The sequence below is a fragment of the Nonomuraea sp. LP-02 genome (assembly GCF_036289125.1).
GTDB classification, from domain to species: Bacteria; Actinomycetota; Actinomycetes; order Streptosporangiales; family Streptosporangiaceae; genus Nonomuraea; species Nonomuraea bangladeshensis.
The window spans coordinates 8340164-8361629 of record NZ_JAXCLK010000001.1; the positions used below are offsets into that span (position 1 = coordinate 8340164).

Consider the following 21466-nt stretch of genomic DNA (forward strand, 5'->3'; position numbering starts at 1 on the left):
TTAGGTAACCCTAACCTTATTCGCGCACCAAGCCGAGTGCCACACCTGCCTGCAATCGGCTCGCAACGGGTGCAACCAGGGAACAAGCGGCGATCAACCGCCCCGCTCCACTCTAGGTGTGAGCAAGAAGGGGTGTTGACGATGTCGACGACGAGAAGCAGGGCCGCCCTGGCCGGTGGCACCGCGAACGCGGCCAGGTTGTTCGTGGCCGCGCTGGCTTTCACCAGCGCCTACGTCGGCCTGTCCGCCTACGGCAACGCCCGCTCGGCCGCCGCCCCGGTGCGGACCGTGACGCTGTCGGCCCGCGAGATGCCGATCGCCCGCCCCCTCGACGTCGCCACGTCCGCGCGGGCCAGCGCGGTCACCGTCACCGCCGGCGGCGCGTCCGGCTGCGCCACCTCGTACGTCGCCCGCAGCCTGCTCGCCGAGGCCGCTCCCGGCCAGGGCGTGGTCTACCGCTGGCGGCTGTCCCGCTGGAGCCCCGCCACCGAGACCTGGCGCACCTTCCTGGCCGAGCACGGCGGCTTCGCCGCGAGCGAGCGGGAGGTCGAGTGGCGCCCCCGGATCGCCGGCAACCCCGGCTGGTATCGCGTCGAGGTGCTGGCCGAGGGCGCCGGGGCCGTCAGGAGCGAGCGTTTCCAGGTGAGCTGCTGACCGAGCGCCGCGCCGCCTCGACCCAGCGCGGCACGCCGATCCGCTCGGCCACCTCCAGAGCCTTCTCGTAGTGCTCGCGGGCCGCGTCGGGCTGACCGAGGCGGACCGCCAGGTCGCCGAGGGTCAGCGCCACCGGCCACAGCGCGACCACGCCGGTGCCCGCGCCCGCCACCCGGTCGGCGAACGGCTTGAGCTTGTCGTAGCAGTCGACCATCCGCTCGCGGTCGTCGAGCAGCATCCCGGCGAGGGCCCGCCAGGTCATCGCCAGCTCGTACAGGAAGTCGGGGCGCACCGGCGGGCGGACGGAGGCGACGGCCTTGGCGTCGGGGACGTGCCCGGCGGAGGCCAGCGCGAGCGCGTAGGCGTCGAGCGTCCACTTCGCGCCCCGGTGATGGGCGTCGGCCAGCACGTCGACCATCTCGGCGGCCCGGCCGTCGACCAGGTGCAGGCAGAACATGGTGATCAGCGGGAGGTCCTGGCGGCCCTCCAGCATGCCCGCGCGCTGGGTCATCCTGGCGGCGTCGCGGTAGGCCCGTTCGGCGCCCGCGTAGTCGCCAGTGATCATGAACCGCATGCCGCGGTACCAGACGACCACCGCGGCGGGGGCGGACAGGTCGTACTGCCTGGCCAGTTGGTCGGCGGCGGCCGCGTGCGTGTCGGCCGCGGCGAACTCGCCCCGCGCCGCCGCGCACTCCAGCAGCACCAGGTGGGCCAGCGCCTGCGTGGCCATCTGCCCGGAGCGCTGCGCCACCTCCAGCAGCTCCCTGCCGATGCTCTCGCGCGCGTCCACGGCCGGGATGTCGTACGACTGCCGCAGCCGCCCGCTCAGCGCCGCCGCGATCAGCGTCGGGTCGCCGCTCTCCCTGGCCAGCTCCAGCGCCTGCAGCGACGCCTCCCGCCCGCGTTCGGGCGAGGAGGAGCCCTCCAGCTCCAGGGCCAGCGTCGTCAGCAGGCTCGCCCGGAGCCGCTGCTCGCCGGCCGGCAGCTCGACGAGCGCCCGCTCGGTGACGTCCACGATCTCCCACGCGGTGCGGGTGAAGTCGCGGGCCATGCCCTTGTGCGGCACGGCCAGTGAGGCCGCCACCTTGGCGGTGAGCTCCAGGTCGCCGAGCGGCAGCGCGGCGTCCATGGCCTGGCGGCGCAGCAGCCGCGCCGCCGTCATGTCGCCGCACACCGCGAGGGCCCTGATCTGGCGCAGCATCAGCCGCAGCCGCTCCTTGGCCCGCTCGGGCTGCTCGGTCTGCTCGTCGCCACGGGACCGGTCGAACGCGGCGATCGCCTGCTCCCACAGCGAGGCGGCCTCGCGGTGGGCGAAGCGCCGCTCGGCCTGCTCGGCGGCGAGGCCCGCGTAGCGCACCGCCTTGTCGGCCGCGTCGGCCAGGAAGTAGTGGTGGGCGAGCGCGGCCACGTCGGACGACGTGCGCTGCTCGATGACCGCCGCCACGGCCGCGTGCAGCCGGGCGCGGCGCAGGCGGGAGGCGTCGGAGTAGATCGTGTCGCGCACCAGGTCGTGGTCGAAGCGCAGCAGCCCGGGGCCCGGCTCGGTGACGAGCCCGGCGAGCAGCGCGGCCTCGACGGCCTCGATCACCGCGTCCTCGTCGCCCGCGACCGCGATCAGCACGTCGAGGTCGACGTCGCGGCCGATCACCGCCGCCTGCAGCAGGATCTGCTGCGCGCCGGACGGCAGCCGCGAGATGCGCCGCCGCAGCACGTCGCGGACGCCGGAGGGCACCCGCGACAGCACCTCGGTGGCGCTGGCCCGGTCGGCCGCGCCCTCGGCGTCGAGCAGGCGCACGGTCTCGCGCACGAAGAACGGGTTTCCGGCGGTGCGTTCGACGATCGACTCGACCGCGTCCTCGTCGATCTCGCGTACGCAGGTCGCCCGGACCAGCTCGGCCACGGCCTTCGGGTCGAGCCCGGACAGGCCGACGCGGACCGGCCCCAGCCGGGCCAGCGAGGCGAGCACGTCGGACTGGGCGTCGTCCAGCTCGCTCTCCCTGCACGTCACCACCAGCAGCACCCGGCTGGTGGCGAGCAGACTGGGCAGCGCGCGCAGCAGCGCGAGCGTCTGGTCGTCGGCCCAGTGGAGGTCCTCGACCGTCAGCAGCACCGGGGCGCGCTTGGCCACCCCGGCGAGGTAGCCGCCGACCGCGCGGTGCAGGCGGAAGCCGCCGGAGACCTCGTCCTCGTCGGGGTCGGGGGCGGCGTCGTCCAGCAGCGGGGCGAGGAGCTGGGCGTACTCGCCGGCGCCGGTCATGCCGACGAGCGCGCGCAGGATCTCCACCCAGGCCCAGCCGGGCGGGGTGGCGCTGGAGTCGGGGCAGGCGCCGGAGGCGGTGATCCAGCCGTCGCCGCCGAGCTGGCCCTCCAGGCGGCGCAGCAGCGTGGTCTTGCCCGCGCCCGCCACGCCGGTGACCACCGCCACCTGGAAGCGGCCGGTGCGCGAGGCCGCCGTGGTGAGCCGGGCGAGCTCGGCGTCGCGGCCGACGAACGGCTCGGGGTCGAGCGGCGGCGGCTCGACCGCGGCGGCCGGCCGGGGCGGCCAGGTGTCGCCGGCGGCCGGGGCCGGGCGCGCGGGCCGCGCCGGGAGCGCCAGGTCCAGCTCGGGCGACTGGGCGAGGATGTCGGACTCCAGCTTGCGCAGCGCGGGGCCGGGGTCGATGCCGAGCTCGTCGGCCAGCATGTTCCTGGCGCGGCGCAGGGCCGCCAGCGCGTCGCCCTGCCGGCCGCAGCGGTAGAGGCCGAGCGCCAGCAGCCGCCAGCCCTCCTCGCGCAGCGGGTGCTCGGTGGTCAGCGCCTCCAGGTCGGGCACGGTCTCGGCGTGCAGGCCCAGGCGCAGCCCGGTGTCGGCGTGCCGCTCGCGGGCCACCAGCCGCAGCTCGGTCAGCCGGTTGACCTCGGCCTCGGCCCACTGCTGGTCGGCGAAGTCGGAGTAGGGGGTGCCGCGCCACAGGCCGAGCGCCTTCTCCAGGCGGCCGCGCGCCGACTGGGGGTCGCCCTCCTCCAGGTGCTCGCCCGCCGCCCGGACGAGCTGCTCGAACCGGAGCGCGTCGACCTGCTCGGAGGCCACCCGCAGGGCGTAGCCGGAGGCGACGGTCACCAGCAGGCGGTTGGGGCCGCCGCGCGGACGGCCGGGTTCGAGCACCCTGCGCAGGCGCGAGATGTAGACCTGAAGGCCCGACTGCGCGCCCTTGGCCGCGTCGTCGTCCCACAAATCGTAAAGAAGAGTGTCAACCGGGACGACCTGACCCCTGGCCACGAGGAGTCGGGCGAGGACGGCTCGCTGCCGCAACCCGCCCAGGTCGAGTCCGTCGTCGTGTTCGTACGCCTCGACTGGCCCCAGAACTCGGAACGCCACCATGTCAGCCGCCACGCTATGCGGGCCTACGAATCGCGCACAAGGTCTTTGAGGGGTTTGGGATTGTCACTGGGGGGCCTTCGAGATCGCCGACGGGGACTCCACGCCGGTGCCCCGGCCGCCGCGCCTGCGCAGCAGCGCCCACGCGCCCAGGGCCAGGCCACCGAACGGGATCTCGATAGTGTAAGTCCAGAAGCCGAAAAGCAGTGCGGTCGCGGTGGCCGGAGCGGCCGGCACGTGGAAGGCGGCGGTGAGCAGGAACACCACGCCGCTCTCCATGATCCCGGCCCCGCTGGGCGTGACCAGCGCGCTGGTGAGCACCCGCGACAGCGCGAAGACGGCGATCGACTGGGCGAGGCCCGGCCAGGCGCCCGTGGCCCACATGCAGGCGGCCATGATCGCCCACTGGAAGCCGAGGAAGAACACCATGCCGAGCGACAGCCCGAGCGAGCGGGTGCGGACGATCTCGGCGGTGTCGGCGCGCAGCTTGTGGAAGTGCTCGCCGGCCCGGACCCGCAGCCGCAGCAGCCCGGTGATCCGGTCGAGCGCGCGGCCCAGCAGGTCGGCGGCGCGGTCCCAGTAGAGCGCGGCGGCCACGGCCGCGCACAGCGCCAGGATGGCGATCGCGCCGGTCCAGCCGGCGTTGGCGACCGTGGCGTTGGGCGCCTCGCCCGCGACGAGCAGCGCGATGATCCCGACGGCCGGCAGGATGAACCGGAACAGCGTGTTCCAGATGCCGCTGACCAGCGTCATGACCACGATCGCCCGGTTGCCGAAGCCCCAGCCCCTGGTCATCGCGAACGACAGCGCCACGCCGACCGCGCCGCCGAACGGCAGCAGGTTGCTGACCGCGCTGCCGGCCGCGTTGAGCGTGAGGCCCTGCAGGTTGTTGAGGCCGGGCAGCGAGTTGGTCAGCACGAAGGTGTAGGCCAGCAGGCTCAGCAGCCACAGCGCCGTCATCAGGGCGATCTCGCCGAGGCCGAGCGCGCCGAACACCGCGCCGATCTCGGTCCAGGACACGGGCTTGCCCGTGAGCGTCCGCACGATCTGCGGCAGGTAGACCACGAGCAGCACCGCCAGCCCGAGCGAGAGCACGGAAAGGACGATCTGCAGCCACTTGTTCTTCATCGGCACCCAGTCTGCCCCCTCGCGGGCGGCCGATCATCCCTCGGAGGGACTAATCGGGCCACCGCTCGAAAGGATGACGCAGCCGGGCGCCCGGCGGCAGGTCGCGGCGGACGTACCACTCGGTGCCGAAGACCAGGCGGTAGAGCGGGCCGGGGACCTTCAGCATGACGGCGAGCGTGCGGTCGCTGTCGCCGCCGCTCGCCTGGGAGACGTGGGCGGACATCGAGGCGCGTTTCTGGCGGGCGTAGCGGCGCACGTTGACCCGGTGGGTGATGGCCTCGCCCGGTGAGTACGCGCTCTCGAAGGTGCGTACGTCGAACTCGGGAGGAAACCGGTAGAACTTGGTCGCGAGCTTGAGCAGCCGGACCAGCGGGTCGCGGTTGACCGTCGCCTCCAGGACGATCTCGGTGCCGGCGATCTCGGCGGCCCGCCTGCCCACCCGGTGGACCTGCACGTGGTCGGGGTGGCCGTAGCCGCCGGCCGGGTCGTAGATCGCGAGGAGGTCGGCCCGCTCCTCCTGGAGGATCGCGGCGAGCGCTTTGGCCGCCTCCTCGATGTCGGCGTCCATGAACGCGTTGTCGGGCCGCTCGTCGGCGCTGCCGCCCTTGGGGCTGAGGCCCGAGTCGCCGTAGCCGAGGCACTCGACGCGGGCGCAGCCCAGCACGGCGGCCGACTGGTAGAGCTCCTTCAGCCTGGTCTCGCCCAGCGCCTCGCCCGGCGCCATGTCGGCCAGGCCGCGCTCGCCCGCGGTGGCGGTGACCAGCACCACGCGGTGCCCCTCGGCCGCGAGCATCGCCATGGTGCCCGCCGTCAGCAGGGCCTCGTCGTCGGGGTGGGCATGGAAGAACACAGCGGTACGTGGAGGCACACGCCCAGATTAGTCTGGGAGGGGTGCGGATCTTTCACGTGAGCGACTGTTACCTGCCGCGACTCGGGGGGATCGAGGTCCAGGTCGCCGATCTCGTGCGCGTGCAGCGCGCGGCCGGTCACGAGGTGACGGTGGCCACGGCGACCAGGGGCGAGCCGCTGGAGGGCGTGCGCAGGATCGTCGCCAGGATGCCCTTCGACCTGCCGGTCCACCCGCGCGGCGTCGGCCATCTGACGCGGTGGATCGCCGCCGGGCGGCCCGACGTGGTGCACGTGCACACCGGGGCGGTCTCGCCGTTCGCGTGGATGGGCGTGCGGGCGGCGGCGCGGGCCGGGGCGCCGTGCGTGGTGACCGTCCACAGCATGTGGGATCCGCTGACCCGGCTGCTCTACCGGCTGCTGCGGGCGGCGTACGGCTGGCAGCGGTGGGGGCTGGTCGCCACCACCGTGAGCAGCGCGGCGGCGGTGCCGATCCGCGCGGTCGCCGGGCCGCGGGTGCCGGTCAAGGTGGTCTCCAACGGCCTCGACCTGTCGGGCTGGGCGCCCCCGCCGGGCACCCCGCAGCGGCGCGAGGAGGTCCACGTCGTCGCGGTCGGCCGGCTGGCGCCGCGCAAACAGCCCGTACGCCTGCTGAAGCTGCTCCAGGCGGCCCGCGCCCGGGTGCCCGCCGCGATCCCCGTCCGGGCCACGATCGTCGGCGACGGTCCCGCCAGGGGGCAGATGGAGCGCTTCCTGGCCCGGCACGGCATGGCCGGCTGGGTGTCGCTGCCCGGCCGCTACTCCCGCGAGCAGATCGCGAAGGTCCTGGAGTCGGCCGACGTCTTCGTGGCGCCCGCGCCGCGCGAGTCGTTCGGCATCGCGGCGCTGGAGGCGCGGGCGGCGGGGGTGCCGGTGGTGGCGCGGGCGCAGAGTGGGGTGGCCGACTTCGTCGCCGACGGCGTCGAGGGGCTGCTCGGGCGGAGCCTCGGCGACCTGGCGCGGGCGGTGGCGCGGCTGTGCGCCGACGCCGGGCTGCGCGAGGCGATCGCGGCGCACAACCGGGCGACGCCGCCCACGGCCGGGTCGTGGCCGGCGGTGCTGGAGGGGTTCGAGTCGGCGTACGAGCGGGCCCGCGATCAGCGGCGCAGCACCACGTAGCCGTCGCGTTCGAAGACGATCACATAGCCCTGGGCCTGCAGTTCGCCGACCTTGGCGACCTGCTGGTCGAACGAGCCGAACGGAAACTCCCATCGGGCGGTGTCGGCGATCACCCAGGGCGCGTTGTGCGAGGTGGGCCCCCACAGCAGCACGGTGGCGCGGTCGGTGAGCGCCGGCCCGACCGAGTTGGGCGCCTCGACGAGCACGCCGTCGGGCACCTTGCTCACCGCCTCGGCGGCGGCGGCCGCCTTGGGCTCCTTGTAGAAGGACGGATGGTAGAGCTGGTCGAAGGCGAACCTGGGCACCAGCGTGAGCGCGACCACGCAGGCGGCGGCCGACCAGAGCAGCTTGAGCGTGGCGTCGTCGGAGCGTTCGAGCCGGCGCAGCAGCCGGGCCAGGCCGTCCACGCCCGCGCAGATGATGATGACCACGGTGAACGCGCTGTACTGGAAGTCGGCCTGCCACCACTGCGGGCGGTCCGACAGCATGCGCTCCAGCACGTGCGGCAGCGCCGCCAGCGACAGCGGCGACAGCAGGCAGAGCATCAGGGTGGGCCAGGTCAGCAGGAACAGCGTGTCGACCTTGGCCTCCTCGCTGAACGGCAGCAGCAGCGCGGCCAGCGGGTCGCGGGCGATGCCCACGAGCGCGCCGGGGATGTCGGGGCCGAGGTGCCCGTAGGCCCAGAAGTCCTGCGGGTTGCCGCCGAAGACCGAGGTGACCAGCCCGCGGATGAGCAGCATGGCGCCGAGGCCGAACATGGCGCACAGCGTCCCCCGCCACCGCTCGCCCATGACGAACAGGCACAGCCCGATCCCGGCGATCATGAGCCCCATGTCCTCCTTGACCAGGAGGAGGGCGAGCATCGCGAGGAACGCCGTCCGCTCCTTGCCCGCGTGGTAGCGCTCGATCATGATCGCGGTGAGCACGGGGACGAACATGACCTCGTGCGCGTCGAACGCGACGGCCTGCGCGACCGGCCACGACAGCGCGTACGCGGCCGCCACCAGATAGGCGGGCGCGACCCCGAGCACCCGCCTGGTGTAGTTCCACAGGAACGGCACGGCCGCGGCGAACAGCGCCGCCTGCGCCACGATCAGCGTGCCGGGCCCGTCGTGGATCCAGTAGAGGGGCGCGAGCAGCGCGTAGATCGGCGAGAAGTGGTCGGCGAGCTGGACGTAGTCCAGCCCCCGCCCGTGGAACATGCCGAGCACGGGGACGTACGGCGGGCGGAACGCCGCGTAGTTGCGCACCGCCTGGTCCACGATCACCAGGTCCAGGGTGGTGGCGCGGAAGGAGGCCAGCTTCACCAGCCCCAGCACCGCGTAGGCCACCGCCGCGAGCAGCGTCATCACGCCCACTCGCAGCCGGTGGCCGCTGAGCGAGACCCTCCAGGCCCGCCGTGCGGGGGGAGCGGCGCCGTCCGGCGCGAGGTCGGTTCCAGCCGTCACGGGCGACAAGACTAGAACGAATCTGCGCGAAAGTGGCGCGGCCGCCGCGCCGGCCTGCCCCCCGCAGGCGGTACGGCGGCCGCGGGTCCGGCCGTCAGGAACAGGCCGAGGTGATCTTGCTGGAGAAGCCGTTCATCTTGCCGGTGAACTCCGACACCTGGGCCAGGTCGCCCTTCTCCAGGCTCTCGAACCCGGCGGCGAGGTCGTTGAGCGCGGCGGCGACCTCGCCGTCGTACTTGCCGGCGAGCTCCTTGGTCTTGTCGGCGGCGGTGGCGGAGGCGGTGCCGACGGCCTTGGTGTCGGCGGCGTTCTTGGTGACCTCCGAGCTCCAGTCCGTCATGATCTTGCTGGCCTCTTGGGCAGCGGAGTTGCAGTCGACCGCCTGGCCCAGCGCGCCACAGGCGGTGGTCAGGACGGCAAGGGAGAGCGTCGCGGCCGCGATGGCCAGGCGACGGCGAGGGGGAGTCATCTTCCGGTGCCCTTCGTTGGTTGGCGAACACCGAGAACATTAGGGCCGGAGCTTGATCTCCACTTGCACCCCGCTAACATCCGGGCCGTCAGGCCGGCGTAAAGCCGTTGAGCAGGACCTGGACGATCTCCTCCGGCTCGGGGAAGGGCAGGTCGAGCAGGCCGCGATAGGCCACCAGACCGGTGAACAGGTCGGTGAGCAGCCACAGGTCGGCGTTCGGCGGCAGCTCGCCGCGTTCGATCGCGCGTTCGTAGACCACCCATGACCGCTCCATCCTGGTCCGCATGCCGGTGCGGATGATCTCGGCCACGGCCGGGTCGCGGCCGGCCTCGGCGTAGATCTGCCGGGCCGTGCGGGCGACCCCGGGATGCTGCCAGAGGGCGAGCGTGTCGGTCACCACCACGCGCAGGTCGCCCTCCAACGAGCCGGTGTCGGGGATGGCGACGTACGTGTTCATGAAGCCGGCGAGGGTCTGGAGGAGCATGTCGCGTTTGGTGGGGTAGCGGCGGAACACGCTCGCTCTGCCCACACCCGCCTCCTCGGCGACGTCGTCCATGGTGAAGTCGAAGCCGTGCGTGAGCACCAGCCTGGTCGCGGCCTGTCTGATGCGGTGGTCGACGGTGGGATCGGGCTTGCGGCCGCGCGCGGACATACTGATACTCCTAGTATCTGATACCCCGAGTCTCACAATCAGGGAACACCATGAGAGTAATAGTGGTGGGGGCCGGCGTGGCGGGTCTCGCGCTCGCGCGCGGCCTGCTCGCCGCCGGTCACGACGCCGAGGTGTACGAGGAGTCCCCCGAGCCGCGCACCGCCGGCGGCTCCGTCACGCTCTGGCCCGGCAGCACCGGCATCCTGGAGGAGCTCAAGGCCGACCACACCCGCGTCGGGCGGCGGCTGGAGACCCTGGAGTCGTGGAGCTCCGACGGCCGCAGGCTGGTCACCGTCGACCTGACGGCCGCCGAGCGCAAGTACGGCCACCCCACCGTCCACGTGGCCCGCGGCGAGCTGGTCGAGCTGCTCGCCGAAGGCGTCCCCGTCACCTACGGGGCCCGCGTCGAGCACGTGGACCCCGAGCGGGCCGAGGCGCGCCTGGCCGACGGCACCACCGTGCGCGGCGACGTCCTCGTGGGCGCGGACGGGCGGCGTTCGGTGGTGCGCGCCGCGCTGTGGGGCGAGGACCGGGCGGAGCTGACCCGCTGGGTGACCTGGCAGGGCTTCATCACCGCGCCCACGTCACTCACCGGGGGCGGCGCGGCCGTGATGATGGCGGGCCTCGCCGGGCTGTGCGGGCTCATCCCGGCGGGGGAGGGGCGGCTGCTGTGGTGGTTCGACGTGCGCTCGGCGCCCGGCGAGCCGTTCTGGGCGGACGACCCACGCCTCGCCGAGCGGCTGCACGAACGTTTCGGCGACTGGGCCGACCCGGTGCCGGCCGTCCTGGACTCCCTCTCCGGGCCCTCCCCTGCGGCGCCCGACTTCTTCCCGCACCATCGCCAGCCGATCCCCGAGGTGTGGGGGCGGGGGCCGACGACCCTCGCCGGCGACGCCGCCCACACCATGCCGCCCACCATGGCCCAGGGCGCGAACCAGGCGCTGGAGGACGCCTGGCTGCTCGCTCGCTCGCTGGACGACCTGCGGGGCTACGAACGCGCCCGCGCGCGGATCGCCCGCCGCCCGGCCCGGCTGGCCGCCACCGAGCTCACCGACATGCACCGTCCGGCCGCCGGGCTGATTCCCGACCGGCTGGCCACCTGGCTGAACACCGCCTGGCTGCGCCGGGCCAGCACCTACCTCTTGACAGCCTCATGAACGCCAACCGACGATGTCGCAGATAGAGCAACTCGGTGCGCCATACGCAACAAGGCGGTGTCGGTTGACCACCACGTCGAGCCTCATCCCCACGCTCCCCGGCCGCTCCTACTCCGACCCCGACGTCTTCGCCGACGAGCAGGCCAAGATCTTCGAAAGCCTCTGGTTCTGCGCCGTCCGCGGCGAGGACGTGCCGCGGCCCGGCGCGTTCCGTACCGTCCAGGTGGGCAGGGAGAGCGTGATCGTGGTCCGGGGCCGCGACCACCGGCTGCGCGCCTTCCTCAACGTCTGCCGGCACCGCGGCGCCCGGCTCTGCGAGGAGCCCGCCGGCGAGGTCAGGCGGACGATCAGGTGCGCCTATCACGCCTGGTCCTACGACCTCGACGGCCGCCTGGCCGCCGCGCCGAACCTGGCGAAGATGCCCGACATCGACCGCGTCGCCCACGGCCTGATCCCCGTCCACCTGCGCGAATGGCTCGGCTACGCGTGGGTGTGCCTGGCCGCGGAGCCGCCGTCGTTCGAGGAGAGCGTCACCGGCGCCGCCACCGAACGCCTCGGCGACCCGGCCGCCATCGAGCGCTACCACGTCGAGGAGCTGGCGCTCGGCCGCCGCGTCAGCTACGACGTCAAGGCCAACTGGAAGCTCATCGTCGAGAACTTCATGGAGTGCTACCACTGCGCGACCATCCACCCCGAGCTGGTCGCCGTGCTCCCCGAGTTCGCCGGGGGCTACGCGGCGCAGTACTACGTCGGCCACGGCGCGGAGTTCGCCGAGCGGGTCGAGGGCTTCACCGTCGACGGCGGCCCGGGCTTCGACAAGCTCCCCGACGTCGCGCGGGAGCAGGACCGCCGCTACTACGCGATCACCGTCAAGCCGCAGGTGTTCGTCAACCTGGTGCCCGACCACGTGATCGTGCACCGGATGTTCCCGCTGGCCGTGGACCGGACGCTGGTGGAGTGCGACTGGCTCTACCATCCCGGCGTGGTCGCCTCGGGGGCGGACCTGTCGAGGTCGGTCGAGCTGTTCCACCGGGTCAACGAGCAGGACTTCGACGCCTGCGAGCGGACCCAGCCCGGCATGTCGTCACGGGCCTACCGGGAGGGAGGGGTGCTCGTGCCGAGCGAGCACCACATCGCGCTGTTCCATCAGTGGGTGAACCAGCGCTTGCGCGGGTAGCGCACGGTCAGCGTGCCGTACTTGGTGGTGCCGGTGATCACCACGTGCAGGATGCCGGGTCGCGGACGGCCCGGGACTTCGGTGGTCGAGACGTGGCCCCAGTCGCTGCGGAAGCCGTCCACGTTCGCCGTGCCGCCCTCGGGCAGGGTGATCTTGGTGGAGCCGTAGGTCAGGTTGAGCTCGATCTCCACCACTGGATGGGGGATGACCGCCTGAGACAGGTCGAGGTCGGCGCTGCCGTACTTGGAGGTGACGCGCAGCCTGCGCGGCACCGCCCAGTCGCCGGAGCGCCTGATCTGATCGGACTTGGACTCCAGCTCGACCACGTCGTCCTGCGGCGGCTGCTGCTGGGCCGGGAGATCGGTGATGAGGCCGAGCAGGTCGCCGTAGGTCCGCGCGGTCAGGGCCAGCCCGAGCCGGTCCTCCAGCTCGGGCCGCGTGAGACGACCCTCGACGAAGGCGTGCTGGAGCTGGTTGGCAGTGCGCTCACGGTCCTCGTCGGAGACCCGCATGTGCAATTCCGACATGCCCCGAGCATAGGTTCGGTGGGCTCAGAACGGGAGCCGTCGTCCGGAAGGGGTCCGCAGATCGAGGGGTTCCGGTTGCCGGACCGGACGGGGGCGGAGGATCACCTGCACTCTCTTCACACCTATGTGGTACCCAACCCTTTCCCATGAACTCCTCAACCTTGGGTAGCGTGAGGCGTGATGAAATCGGCCGGACCGTTCTCCCACCCCGCGCTGCTCTACCGCAGCGCGGATGAGTACGTCTCCGCCACCACGGCCTTCGTCCGCGAGGGCCTGGCGGCGGGAGAGCCCGTGGCCGTCGCCGTTCCCGCGCCCAACCTCGCGCTCATCGCCGCCGGGCTCGGCCCCGACGCCGGCGCCGTACGCATGCTCGACATGGGTGTCGAAGGCCGCAATCCCGGGCGCATCATCCCCGCCGTCCTCCGCGACTTCGCCGACCGGCACCCCGCCGGGCGGGTGCGCATCATCGGCGAGCCGATCTGGGCCGGCCGTCCGGCCACCGTCTACCCCGCGTGCGCGCAGCACGAGGCGCTGATCAACCTGGCCTTCGCCGGGCGCGCGGTCACCATCCTGTGCCCGTACGACGTCGCCGCGCTCGCCCCCGCGGTCGTCGAGGAGGCCGCGCGCACCCACCCCGTCCTGTGGGACGCGGAGGGTGAGCGGCCCAGCGGCGACTACGCGCCCGAGCAGGTCATCGACGCGCACAACCAGCCGTTGGAGGAGCCCGGCGAGTGCGTCTCCCTGCGCTTCGACGGCGACAACCTGTCGGCCGCGCGGCGCCTCGCCACCCGGCAGGCCGCCCTGCTGGGCTTCACCGGCGACCGGCTCGACGACATCCAGCTGGTCGTGGCCGAGCTGGGCGCCAACAGTCTCGACCACGGGGGCGGCTCCGGCACGATCAGGGTGTGGGCGACGGCCGACCGGCTGGTGTGCGAGGTCAGCGACCGGGGTCACATCCGCGACCCGCTCGCCGGGCGGATGCCCGTCGACCCGCGGGTTCCGGGCTCGCGCGGGCTGCTCATCGTCAACCTGCTCGCCGACCTCGTCCGCGTCCACACCAGGCCGGGCGGCACCGCCGTACGCGCCTACTTCGACCGGCCCTAACGCTCGACCTCGGCCATGCTCGGGTAGCGCTGCCCGGCCACCGCGTCCGCCGGGACCGCCGCGGCCAGCGCGTCGAGTTGCTCGGCGGTGAGCGTGATGTCCGCGGCGGCGGCGTTCTCCTCCAGATACTTCAGCCGCTTGGTTCCGGGGATGGGCACGACGTCCTCGCCCTGGGCGAGGACCCAGGCCAGCGCGAGCTGCGCCACCGTGACGCCGGCCGCGTCGGCGATGCGCTTGACCTCGGCCACCAGCCGGGCGTTGTGCTCGGCGTTCTCGCCGGAGGTGCGGGGGAAGTTGCGGCGGTAGTCGTCCGGGGCCAGCTCGCCCGAGGTGGGCGGCGCGCCGGTCAGCAGGCCGCGGCTGATCGGCGAGTACGCCACCAGCGCGATGCCGAGCTCGCGTGCCGCCGGCAGGATCTCCGCCTCCAGGCCCCTGGTGAACAGGGAGTACTCGCTCTGCAGGGCCGCGATCGGGTGCACGGCGGCTGCGGCGCGCAGGGTCGGCGCGCTCACCTCCGACAGGCCGAGGTGGCGGACCTTGCCCGCGCGCACCAGCTCGGCCATGGCGCCGACGGACTCCTCGATCGGCACCTCCGGGTTGCGGCGGTGCATGTAGTAGAGGTCGATGTGGTCCACGCCGAGGCGGCGCAGCGAGGCGTCGCAGGCGGCCCGGATGTACTCGGGGCTGTTCTCGATCGTGCGGGTGGCGCCGTCCCGCTTGACGCCGAACTTGGTGGCCAGCACCACCTCGTCGCGCCGGTCCTTGATGGCCCGGCCGACCAGCTCCTCGTTGGCGCCCCTGCCGTACATGTCGGCCGTGTCGAGAAAAGTGATGCCGAGGTCGAGGGCGCGGTGGATGACCGCGATGGACTCGTTGTCGTCGGCCGGGCCGTAGAACTCGGACATGCCCATGCAGCCAAGGCCGAGCGCGGAGACCCGCGGGCCGCCGACGCCGAGAGTGCGCTTGTTCATATGTCCAGGTTGGACCCTAGAGCGCACTCTAAGGCAAATCAGGGACAACCCTGCCCACCCTGAGGGGGCAAACCCTACCCAGGGTCACTTCCTCCCAGGTCAACGCGTTGATCCGGAGCTGCCGATACTTAAGGACTAAGGGGAGCTTCAGGGCTCCTTCGGGTTGATCTCCGATACTCCGCGAAGCCGTGTTCCACGAGCTTAAGAGGCATGAAGGCATTGCTCGTCAGCGGATTCGCGACCATCGGCGCCGGGGCAGGCGCCATGCTCACCCTGCACGCCGAGGCGGGGCTCGACCCGATGCACACCGTGATCAGCGAGTACGCCTGGCAGCGGTCCGGCTGGCTGCTGCCGGCCTCGCTGACGTTGTTCGCGGTGGGCGCGACGCTGATGGCCGAGGCGCTGCGCCGGACCGGCGGCAACCGCTGGGTCGTGGGCCTGCTGGTGGCGTGGGGCGGGAGCATGTTCCTCATCGGGGCCTTCCCCACCGACCGGCCGGGCGTGCCCTTGTCGTTGTCGGGAGGCATCCACCGCTATGCCGCCTTCGCCGCCTTCCTCATGATGCCTGTCGCCGGGCTGCTGCTGGCCAGGGCCCGCGTCCGGTACGCCCGCGCGATGCGGATCCTGTGCCTGACCGCGCTCGGGGCGCTCGTGCTGGTCGTGATCCCGTACGTGGTGCGCATGTTCGGCCTCCCGCTCACCAACGACGACATCCCCGCCGGGCTCATCCAGCGGACCGTCGTGGTGACCGAGATCGCCGTGCTGGCGCTGGCCGGGCTGTCGATGCTGCGTCCGGCCGCCCGGCGCGCGCTCGCGGCCCGTCCGGTGATCAGGCAGGCGTGAAAGCCGCCGGCCGGGAAAGAGTGCTGGCATGACGATCCTGATTGCGTACGACGGCTCCGACGACGCCAAAGAGGCCATCGCCTTCGCCGGGCGGATGTTCAAGGGCGAGCAGGCCGTGGTGCTGACGGTGTGGGAGCGCCTGGCGATGAGCTCGGCGCGGGCCTCGGCCGGCCTCATGATGACCATCGACACCGACGCCGCGGGCGACGAGGCCATCGGCAAGGCGATGGACGAGCTGGCCAGGCGCGGCGCGGACCTGGCCAGGCAGGCGGGCCTCGATGCGACACCGCGCTGCGAGGCCGACGCGGTGGCGGTGTGGGCGGCCATCGTGGACGTGGCCGACGAGCTCGACGCCACGCTCATCGTGACCGGCACCCGTGGGCTCGGCGGGGTGCGCTCGCTGCTGCTGGGCAGCACCTCGGACCGCGTGCTGCACCACGCCCACCGCCCGGTCCTGGTGGTCCCCGCCCCGAAGGCGGACCCGGAATAGGCGACCGGCTCCGCCCGCCCACGCCACTCCACCGGAGGCGGTCCGGCGTCGCTCATTGACGGCCGGACTTCCCGACGTCTAGGTTGACGCCAACCGACCAGCCGGTATGGAGGCAGCATGCCGACCGTGCAGACCGTCCGCGGGCCCGTGAACGTCGACGACCTCGGCCAGACCCTCATGCACGAGCACGTCTTCGTCGTGGCCACCGAACATCTCGACAACTACGGCAAGGGCTCATGGTGGGACGAGGAGCACCGGGTCGCGGACGCGGTCACCAAGCTCCGCGCGGTGGCCGCCAAGGGCGTGCGGACCATCGTGGACCCGACCGTGTGGGGGCTCGGCCGCTACATCCCGCGCATCCAGCGCGTCGCCGAGCAGGTGCCCGAGCTGAACATCGTGGTCGCGACCGGCATCTACTCCTTCGAGGAGCTGCCCCACCAGTACGAGCACCGCGGCCCCGGCCTGTTCTTCGACATCCCCGACCCGATGATCGACGACTTCGTCCGCGACCTGACCGAGGGCATCGCCGACACCGGCGTCAAGGCGGCCTTCCTCAAGTGCGTGGTCGAGCACAAGGGGCTGACGCCCGGCGTGGAGCGCATCTGCCGGGCCGTCGCCCAGGCGCACGTGCGTACGGGGGCGCCGATCACCGTCCACACCAACTCCTTCGCCCAGAGCGGCCTGATCGCGCTCGACCTGTTCGCCAAGGAGGGCGTGGACCTGACGAAGGTCGTCGTCGGCCACGCCGGCGACAGCAACGACCTCGACTACCTCATGCGGCTCGCCGACACCGGCGCGACCCTCGGCATGGACCGCTTCGGCCTCGACATCTACAACCCGACGCCGCAGCGGGTGGCCACGATCGCGGCGCTGTGCGGGCGCGGCTACGCCGACCGGATGGTCCTCAGCCACGACGCGGCCTGCTTCATGGACTACTTCGGCGGGGCCTGGGACGAGGCGCACAGCACGCTCGCGCCGAACTGGCGCTACGATCACATTCACGACGACGTGCTGGCCGCACTGCTCGACTCCGGTGTGACCGACGGCCAGATCGAGCAGATGCTGGTGTTCAACCCGAAGCGCTACTTCTCGTAAAGTAAGTGGATCGGGAGAGCGACGCGGGTAGGTGGAGCTGGGTGACTTCGGAGCAGGCCTTGTCGATAAGCCTCGGACTCCAGGGCCCCTGCGTCATCGCGAGGTTGACGGGAGACTTCGACTTCGGCTCGGCGGCCGAGGTGCGTGACCGTGTCACCAAGGCGCTCGATCTCACCCAGCCCCCGATGCTCGTCATCGACATGCAGGCCGTCAGCGTGTGCGACTCCTCCGGGCTGTCCGTGCTGGTCTATCTGCACAAGGCCGTCACCGCCTCCGGCGGGCGGCTGCTGCTGTCGGGGCTAAACGGGCGGTGCGAGCACCTGTTCGCGATCACCGCGCTCGACAAGTTCTTCGACATCCGCCGCACGGCGGAGCTGGCCATCGCCGAGCTCAACGAAGCGGGCAACGCGCCGCCGTTCACCGGGTAGGCAGGCAGCAGAAGAGCCGGCCCCTTCGGGGACCGGCTCCTCACGCGGGGCTCAGGCGGTGACGAGGAGTGCCACCCCGATGAGCACGACGACCGGGACGAGCCACATCACGGCCTCGAAGGCGAACTCCTTGTACATCGCGTAAGTCTCCTCTGTGTCGCCCTCATCGGGCACGAATGCCTATAAGGAATGACCGAAACGTCTCTGCGCAGCATAGCCGCCGTCAAGCGGTGACCGCGCCGTCGGAGGCGGAACCCACGGTCCTGACGTACTTCGCCAGCACGCCCCGCTCGACCGCGCGCTCCGGCCGCCGCCACGCGGCCCGGCGCGCGGCCAGCTCCTCCTCGGGCACCAGCAGGTCCAGCGTGCCGGCCGCGCTGTCGATCACCACGGGGTCGCCGTCGCGCACCAGCGCGATCGGGCCCCCGTGGTACGCCTCCGGCGTCACGTGCCCGATCACCAGCCCGTGCGAGACGCCGCTGAAGCGCCCGTCGGTGACCAGCGCCACGGACGTGCCGAGCCCGCGCCCGACGAGCGGCCCGGTGATCGAGAGCATCTCGCGCATGCCGGGACCGCCTGCCGGGCCCTCGTAGCGGACCACGATGACGTCGCCCGCCACGATCCGGCCCTCCTGGATGGCGGCGTAGCAGTCGTCCTCGGAGTCGAAGACCCGGGCAGGGCCCTCGTGCCGGAAGTCGTCCTTGCCGCCCAGCTTCAGCACGCAGCCGTCGGGGGCGAGCGAGCCGCGCAGGATCGCCAGCGCGCCGCGCGGCTTGAACGGCCGCGTCACGTCCGCCACGACCTCCTGGCCCGGCCGCTCCTCGGCCTGCGCGGCCACGTCGGCGAGGGTGCGGCCGTCCGCCAGCGTCACGTTCTCGCGCAGCAGCCCGGCCTCCAGCAGCCGCCGCGCCACCAGCGAGGTGCCGCCCGCCCGCCACAGGTCCAGCGCGGTGTACGGCCCGCCGCTCGGCTTGAGCCCGGTGATGATCGGCACCTGGCGGCAGACCTCGCCGATCTCGTCGATCACCAGCGGCAGCCCGGCCTCGCGGGCGATGGCCAGCAGGTGCAGCACGGCGTTCGTGGAGCCGCCCATGGCGGCCACCGAGACGATCGCGTTGTGCAGGGCGTCCGCGGTGAGCACCCGGGACGGCCGGGCGTCGCGGGCCAGCGCGTCCATGGCGAGCTCGCCGACCCGCCGCGCCGCGGCGTTCTTCTCCTCCGCCACGGCCGGGATGTCGCCGATCCCGAACGGCGCGAGGCCCAGGAAGTCGGCGACGGAGCCCATGGTGTTGGCGGTGTACTGGGCGGCGCAGGTGCCGGCTCCGGGGCAGGCGTGCCGGGCGAGGTCGTCGAGGTCGGCCTGGTCGAGCCGGCCGACCTCGCGCTCGCCCAGCGCCTCCCACATGTCCTGGATCGTCACGTCCCGCCCGCGCCACCGGCCCGGCATCATGGTGCCGCTGTAGAGCACCACGGACGGCACGTCCAGCCGGGCCAGCGCCATGATCGCGGCCGGCACGGTCTTGTCGCAGCCGACGATCGCCACCAGGGCGTCGAAGCCGTGCGCGCGCCCCATGAGCTCGATCGAGTCGGCGATGACCTCCCGGCTGACCAGGGACGCGCGCATGCCCGGGGTGTGCATGGTGAGGTTGTCGGAGACCGCGATGGTGTTGAACTCCATCGGCGTGCCGCCCGCCGCGCGCACGCCCTCGGCGACGTGCGCGGCCAGCTCGCGGTGGGTGAGGTTGCACGGCATGGTGCCGGTCCAGGTGGAGGCGATGCCGACCACGGGCCGGCGCTGCTCCTCCTCGGACAGGCCCATGGCGTACAGGTGGGAACGGGCGGGTGCGCGGTCGGGATCGTCGGCGATGCTGCTCAAGGGGGTCCTCCCGAGGTACGGTTGTCGCCCCCTCATGATTCCCGACGCCGTCTCACTGCTCCCGCATGCCCCAGGGGGAGCCGTACTCGACGAGCAGGTCCAGGAACGGGCGCGGCTCGAACGCCTCGGGGCCGAGCACGCCGGCGCCCTTCCACGTCCCCTCCGCCAGCAGCTCCAGGGCGATCACCGGGTTGACGGCGGTCTGCCAGACGACGGCCTGGGAGCCGTACTCGCGCATCGACCACTGGTTGTCCACCACGTGGTAGAGGTACACCTCGCGCGGCCGGCCGTCCTTGACGCCCTTCACCCACGTGCCGGCGCAGGTCTTGCCATGCATGCGCGCGCCCAGCTCGGCCGGGTCGGGCAGGACCGCGGCCACCACGTCGCGCGGTGACACCCGCACCGTGGTCCCGCCGTCGCCGCGTACGGGGACCGGCTCGGTGCGGTCCACGCCGAGCGCGTGCAGGGTCTTCAGCGTGTCGATGAACTCCTCGCCGAGGCCGTACTTGAAGGTGACCCGGCGGGCGTCCACCCAGCGGGGGACCAGCAGGACCTCCTCGTGCTCGACGTTCACGCACTCGACCGGGCCGATGCCCTCGGGGAAGTCGAAGACCTCGGGCTCGCTGAAGGGCTCGGTCGTGTACCAGCCGCGGTCCTTCTCGTAGATGACCGGCGGGTTGAGGCACTCCTCGATGGTGGTCCAGATGGAGAACGACGGGGCGAAGTCGTAGCCGTCGACGGTGAGGTTGGCGCCGTCCCTGATGCCGATCTCCTCGATCTCGTCGAAGAGGTCGTCGGCGGCGTAGCGGGCGAAGACGTCGGCGAGGCCGGGCTCGACGCCCATGCCCACCAGCGCGAGGCGGCCGGAGGCGGCCCATTCGGGCGCGCGGGCGAACTGCTCGTCGCCCAGCTTGACCCCCACCTCCTCGTACGGCCGCTCGGGGTGCGGCCTGGACATGGACATCGCCATGTCGAGGTAGTCGGCCCCGGCCGCGAGCGCCGCGTCGAACAGCGGCAGCACGAAGCGCGGGTCGGTGGCGTTGAGGAGCACGTCGCAGTCGTGCTCGCGGAGCAGGGCGGTGACGGCGGCCCGGTCGGCGGCGTCCACCTTGACCGGCGTGAACCGGTGGGCGTCGGCGCCCAGCGCGGCGACGGCCGCCTTGGCGCGGGGCAGGTCGTAGTCGGCGACGAGCATGTGGTCGAAGAAGGTACGGCGGGCGGCGATCCGTGTGATGGCGGTTCCCACCCCGCCTGCTCCCACGAGAAGGATACGCATGACGAAAAAATCCCCTTTGGATGCTTTTGGGGGGCTGTGTCGCTAATCCAACTGCACTACGCTCATCAACGTCAATGGCGTTGGCATAAGGAAGGTCTCGCGATGGCGAAGCGGGTGGTCCCGGAGACGGCACGCAGGCGGCGGCGGCCCACCAAACAAGGGCAGGTCCTGACTCATCAGCTCATCGTGGAGACGGCGCTGCGCATGCTGCGCGAGCACGGCGCCGCCGGCCTCACCGCCCGCCGGCTCGGCCTGGCGCTCGGCGCCGACGCCAGCACCGTCTACCGCTACTTCCGCGGCATGGACGACCTGGTCCTCGCCATCGCCGACGAGCTGTTCGGGCACGCCGTGGAAGGCTGGTCGCCGAGCGGCGACTGGCGCGCCGACCTGCGCGAGCTCGGGCTGCGCATCCACCACGCCTACCTGACGCACCCGCAGGCCGCCGTACTCACCGCCAGCCGCGTCACCGGCCTCCCCCAGGAGGTCGCCACGGACGAGATCATCCTCGGCATCCTGCGCGGGGCCGGCTTCCCCGACGCCGACGCGGTCCGCATCTACCACGCCTTCATCGACCAGAGCCTCGCCTTCTCGATCCTGGACGCCGCCACCCTCGCCCTGCCGCCGGCCGCCCGCGAGGCCGACGAGGAGGTCTGGCGCGACACCTACGCCCGCCTGCCCGCCAGCACCCACCCCCACATCGCCGCGACCGCCCCGCTGCTGGTCGCCCGCATGAACGACAGCGCCTACCCGACCGCGCTCGACATGCTGCTGGCGAGCGCATCAGCACAGCTCAGGGGGTAGAGGGGCGG

At 72.5% G+C, this 21466-nt stretch carries 21 protein-coding genes; 10 read left to right on the top strand and 11 right to left on the bottom strand.

What is annotated here, in order from left to right; genetic code table 11:
* The first annotated feature begins 141 nt into the window (after positions 1-141).
* The gene (locus SMD20_RS39195; RefSeq protein ID WP_329590937.1) at positions 142-654 is read left to right on the top strand and encodes a hypothetical protein; all 513 of its coding nucleotides are present in this window, start codon (positions 142-144) and stop codon (positions 652-654) included.
* Here SMD20_RS39195 and SMD20_RS39200 read toward each other — a convergent pair.
* The 3 genes from SMD20_RS39200 to SMD20_RS39210 all read right to left on the bottom strand — a co-directional run bounded on the left by SMD20_RS39200 (position 623) and on the right by SMD20_RS39210 (position 6008).
* Positions 623-4015, bottom strand: a complete 3393-nt coding sequence (locus SMD20_RS39200; protein ID WP_329590939.1) for a BTAD domain-containing putative transcriptional regulator — start codon at positions 4013-4015, stop codon at positions 623-625. The genes SMD20_RS39195 and SMD20_RS39200 overlap by 32 nt on opposite strands.
* A gap of 63 nt (positions 4016-4078) precedes the next feature.
* Positions 4079-5140, bottom strand: a complete 1062-nt coding sequence (locus tag SMD20_RS39205; protein ID WP_329590941.1) for a lysylphosphatidylglycerol synthase domain-containing protein — start codon at positions 5138-5140, stop codon at positions 4079-4081.
* 49 nt (positions 5141-5189) lie between these two features.
* Positions 5190-6008, bottom strand: coding sequence for a PIG-L deacetylase family protein (locus tag SMD20_RS39210; protein WP_329590943.1), 819 nt, complete (start codon positions 6006-6008; stop codon positions 5190-5192).
* A gap of 23 nt (positions 6009-6031) precedes the next feature.
* Between SMD20_RS39210 and SMD20_RS39215 the strand changes: the two genes are divergently transcribed.
* Entirely contained in the window at positions 6032-7144 is a 1113-nt protein-coding gene (locus tag SMD20_RS39215) for a glycosyltransferase family 4 protein (RefSeq protein ID WP_329590945.1), read from the top strand.
* Here the strand turns inward: SMD20_RS39215 and SMD20_RS39220 are convergent.
* The 3 genes from SMD20_RS39220 to SMD20_RS39230 all read right to left on the bottom strand — a co-directional run bounded on the left by SMD20_RS39220 (position 7123) and on the right by SMD20_RS39230 (position 9713).
* The gene (locus SMD20_RS39220) at positions 7123-8592 is read right to left on the bottom strand and encodes a DUF2079 domain-containing protein (protein WP_329590946.1); all 1470 of its coding nucleotides are present in this window, start codon (positions 8590-8592) and stop codon (positions 7123-7125) included. The genes SMD20_RS39215 and SMD20_RS39220 overlap by 22 nt on opposite strands.
* 94 nt (positions 8593-8686) lie before the next feature.
* Positions 8687-9061: a hypothetical protein gene (locus SMD20_RS39225; protein ID WP_329590947.1), complete on the bottom strand. Its 375-nt coding sequence runs from the start codon at positions 9059-9061 to the stop codon at positions 8687-8689.
* An 88-nt stretch (positions 9062-9149) separates the two neighbouring features.
* Positions 9150-9713 (bottom strand): TetR/AcrR family transcriptional regulator, encoded by a 564-nt coding sequence (locus SMD20_RS39230; RefSeq protein WP_329590948.1) that lies wholly within the window; start codon positions 9711-9713, stop codon positions 9150-9152.
* A gap of 50 nt (positions 9714-9763) precedes the next feature.
* Here SMD20_RS39230 and SMD20_RS39235 point away from each other — a divergent pair, with 50 nt between their 5' ends.
* Both SMD20_RS39235 and SMD20_RS39240 read left to right on the top strand, forming a co-directional pair.
* Entirely contained in the window at positions 9764-10870 is a 1107-nt protein-coding gene (locus SMD20_RS39235; RefSeq protein ID WP_329590949.1) for an FAD-dependent oxidoreductase, read from the top strand.
* 64 nt (positions 10871-10934) lie between these two features.
* Entirely contained in the window at positions 10935-12047 is a 1113-nt protein-coding gene (locus SMD20_RS39240) for an aromatic ring-hydroxylating oxygenase subunit alpha (RefSeq protein WP_329590951.1), read from the top strand.
* Here SMD20_RS39240 and SMD20_RS39245 read toward each other — a convergent pair.
* Positions 12017-12574, bottom strand: coding sequence for a DUF1707 SHOCT-like domain-containing protein (locus SMD20_RS39245; protein ID WP_329590953.1), 558 nt, complete (start codon positions 12572-12574; stop codon positions 12017-12019). The two genes, SMD20_RS39240 and SMD20_RS39245, sit on opposite strands and share 31 nt — an antisense overlap.
* 180 nt (positions 12575-12754) lie before the next feature.
* On the opposite strand from SMD20_RS39245, the gene SMD20_RS39250 reads away from it, so the two are divergent.
* Positions 12755-13678, top strand: a complete 924-nt coding sequence (locus SMD20_RS39250; protein ID WP_329590955.1) for a sensor histidine kinase — start codon at positions 12755-12757, stop codon at positions 13676-13678.
* Here the strand turns inward: SMD20_RS39250 and SMD20_RS39255 are convergent.
* On the bottom strand, positions 13675-14649 hold the full coding sequence (locus SMD20_RS39255; RefSeq protein WP_329590957.1) for an aldo/keto reductase: 975 nt from the start codon (positions 14647-14649) through the stop codon (positions 13675-13677). The two genes, SMD20_RS39250 and SMD20_RS39255, sit on opposite strands and share 4 nt — an antisense overlap.
* Before the next feature lie 210 nt (positions 14650-14859).
* Between SMD20_RS39255 and SMD20_RS39260 the strand changes: the two genes are divergently transcribed.
* The 4 genes from SMD20_RS39260 (at position 14860) to SMD20_RS39275 (ending at position 17505) form a co-directional block, all read left to right on the top strand.
* Complete coding sequence (locus tag SMD20_RS39260; RefSeq protein WP_329590959.1) at positions 14860-15492, top strand: DUF998 domain-containing protein; 633 nt, start codon at positions 14860-14862, stop codon at positions 15490-15492.
* Between the two features lie 28 nt (positions 15493-15520).
* Positions 15521-15982, top strand: coding sequence for a universal stress protein (locus SMD20_RS39265; RefSeq protein ID WP_329590960.1), 462 nt, complete (start codon positions 15521-15523; stop codon positions 15980-15982).
* A gap of 117 nt (positions 15983-16099) precedes the next feature.
* Entirely contained in the window at positions 16100-17077 is a 978-nt protein-coding gene (locus SMD20_RS39270) for a phosphotriesterase family protein (RefSeq protein ID WP_329590962.1), read from the top strand.
* A 41-nt stretch (positions 17078-17118) separates the two neighbouring features.
* Entirely contained in the window at positions 17119-17505 is a 387-nt protein-coding gene (locus SMD20_RS39275) for an STAS domain-containing protein (protein ID WP_329590963.1), read from the top strand.
* A 51-nt stretch (positions 17506-17556) separates the two neighbouring features.
* Here the strand turns inward: SMD20_RS39275 and SMD20_RS39280 are convergent, their stop codons facing one another.
* Genes SMD20_RS39280 through SMD20_RS39290 form a run of 3 tightly spaced genes read right to left on the bottom strand, consistent with a single transcriptional unit; the run spans position 17557 to position 20657 of the window.
* On the bottom strand, positions 17557-17679 hold the full coding sequence (locus SMD20_RS39280) for a hypothetical protein (RefSeq protein WP_329590965.1): 123 nt from the start codon (positions 17677-17679) through the stop codon (positions 17557-17559).
* A gap of 49 nt (positions 17680-17728) precedes the next feature.
* On the bottom strand, positions 17729-19381 hold the full coding sequence (gene ilvD, locus SMD20_RS39285) for a dihydroxy-acid dehydratase (protein WP_329590966.1): 1653 nt from the start codon (positions 19379-19381) through the stop codon (positions 17729-17731).
* Between the two features lie 52 nt (positions 19382-19433).
* Complete coding sequence (locus SMD20_RS39290) at positions 19434-20657, bottom strand: saccharopine dehydrogenase family protein (RefSeq protein ID WP_329590969.1); 1224 nt, start codon at positions 20655-20657, stop codon at positions 19434-19436.
* A 102-nt stretch (positions 20658-20759) separates the two neighbouring features.
* Here SMD20_RS39290 and SMD20_RS39295 point away from each other — a divergent pair, with 102 nt between their 5' ends.
* On the top strand, positions 20760-21458 hold the full coding sequence (locus SMD20_RS39295; RefSeq protein WP_329590970.1) for a TetR/AcrR family transcriptional regulator: 699 nt from the start codon (positions 20760-20762) through the stop codon (positions 21456-21458).
* The last annotated feature ends 8 nt before the right edge of the window (positions 21459-21466 follow it).

What these genes read in the sequence shown, in the direction of transcription:
- SMD20_RS39195 (WP_329590937.1), top strand. Translation starts at nt 142, where the DNA reads ATGTCGACGACGAGAAGCAGGGCCGCCCTGGCCGGTGGCACCGCGAAC.
- SMD20_RS39200 (WP_329590939.1), bottom strand. Translation starts at nt 4,015, where the DNA reads ATGGTGGCGTTCCGAGTTCTGGGGCCAGTCGAGGCGTACGAACACGAC.
- SMD20_RS39205 (WP_329590941.1), bottom strand. Translation starts at nt 5,140, where the DNA reads ATGAAGAACAAGTGGCTGCAGATCGTCCTTTCCGTGCTCTCGCTCGGG.
- SMD20_RS39225 (WP_329590947.1), bottom strand. Translation starts at nt 9,061, where the DNA reads ATGACTCCCCCTCGCCGTCGCCTGGCCATCGCGGCCGCGACGCTCTCC.
- SMD20_RS39230 (WP_329590948.1), bottom strand. Translation starts at nt 9,713, where the DNA reads ATGTCCGCGCGCGGCCGCAAGCCCGATCCCACCGTCGACCACCGCATC.
- SMD20_RS39235 (WP_329590949.1), top strand. Translation starts at nt 9,764, where the DNA reads ATGAGAGTAATAGTGGTGGGGGCCGGCGTGGCGGGTCTCGCGCTCGCG.
- SMD20_RS39245 (WP_329590953.1), bottom strand. Translation starts at nt 12,574, where the DNA reads ATGTCGGAATTGCACATGCGGGTCTCCGACGAGGACCGTGAGCGCACT.
- SMD20_RS39250 (WP_329590955.1), top strand. Translation starts at nt 12,755, where the DNA reads ATGAAATCGGCCGGACCGTTCTCCCACCCCGCGCTGCTCTACCGCAGC.
- SMD20_RS39255 (WP_329590957.1), bottom strand. Translation starts at nt 14,649, where the DNA reads ATGAACAAGCGCACTCTCGGCGTCGGCGGCCCGCGGGTCTCCGCGCTC.
- SMD20_RS39260 (WP_329590959.1), top strand. Translation starts at nt 14,860, where the DNA reads ATGAAGGCATTGCTCGTCAGCGGATTCGCGACCATCGGCGCCGGGGCA.
- SMD20_RS39265 (WP_329590960.1), top strand. Translation starts at nt 15,521, where the DNA reads ATGACGATCCTGATTGCGTACGACGGCTCCGACGACGCCAAAGAGGCC.
- SMD20_RS39270 (WP_329590962.1), top strand. Translation starts at nt 16,100, where the DNA reads ATGCCGACCGTGCAGACCGTCCGCGGGCCCGTGAACGTCGACGACCTC.
- SMD20_RS39290 (WP_329590969.1), bottom strand. Translation starts at nt 20,657, where the DNA reads ATGCGTATCCTTCTCGTGGGAGCAGGCGGGGTGGGAACCGCCATCACA.
- SMD20_RS39295 (WP_329590970.1), top strand. Translation starts at nt 20,760, where the DNA reads ATGGCGAAGCGGGTGGTCCCGGAGACGGCACGCAGGCGGCGGCGGCCC.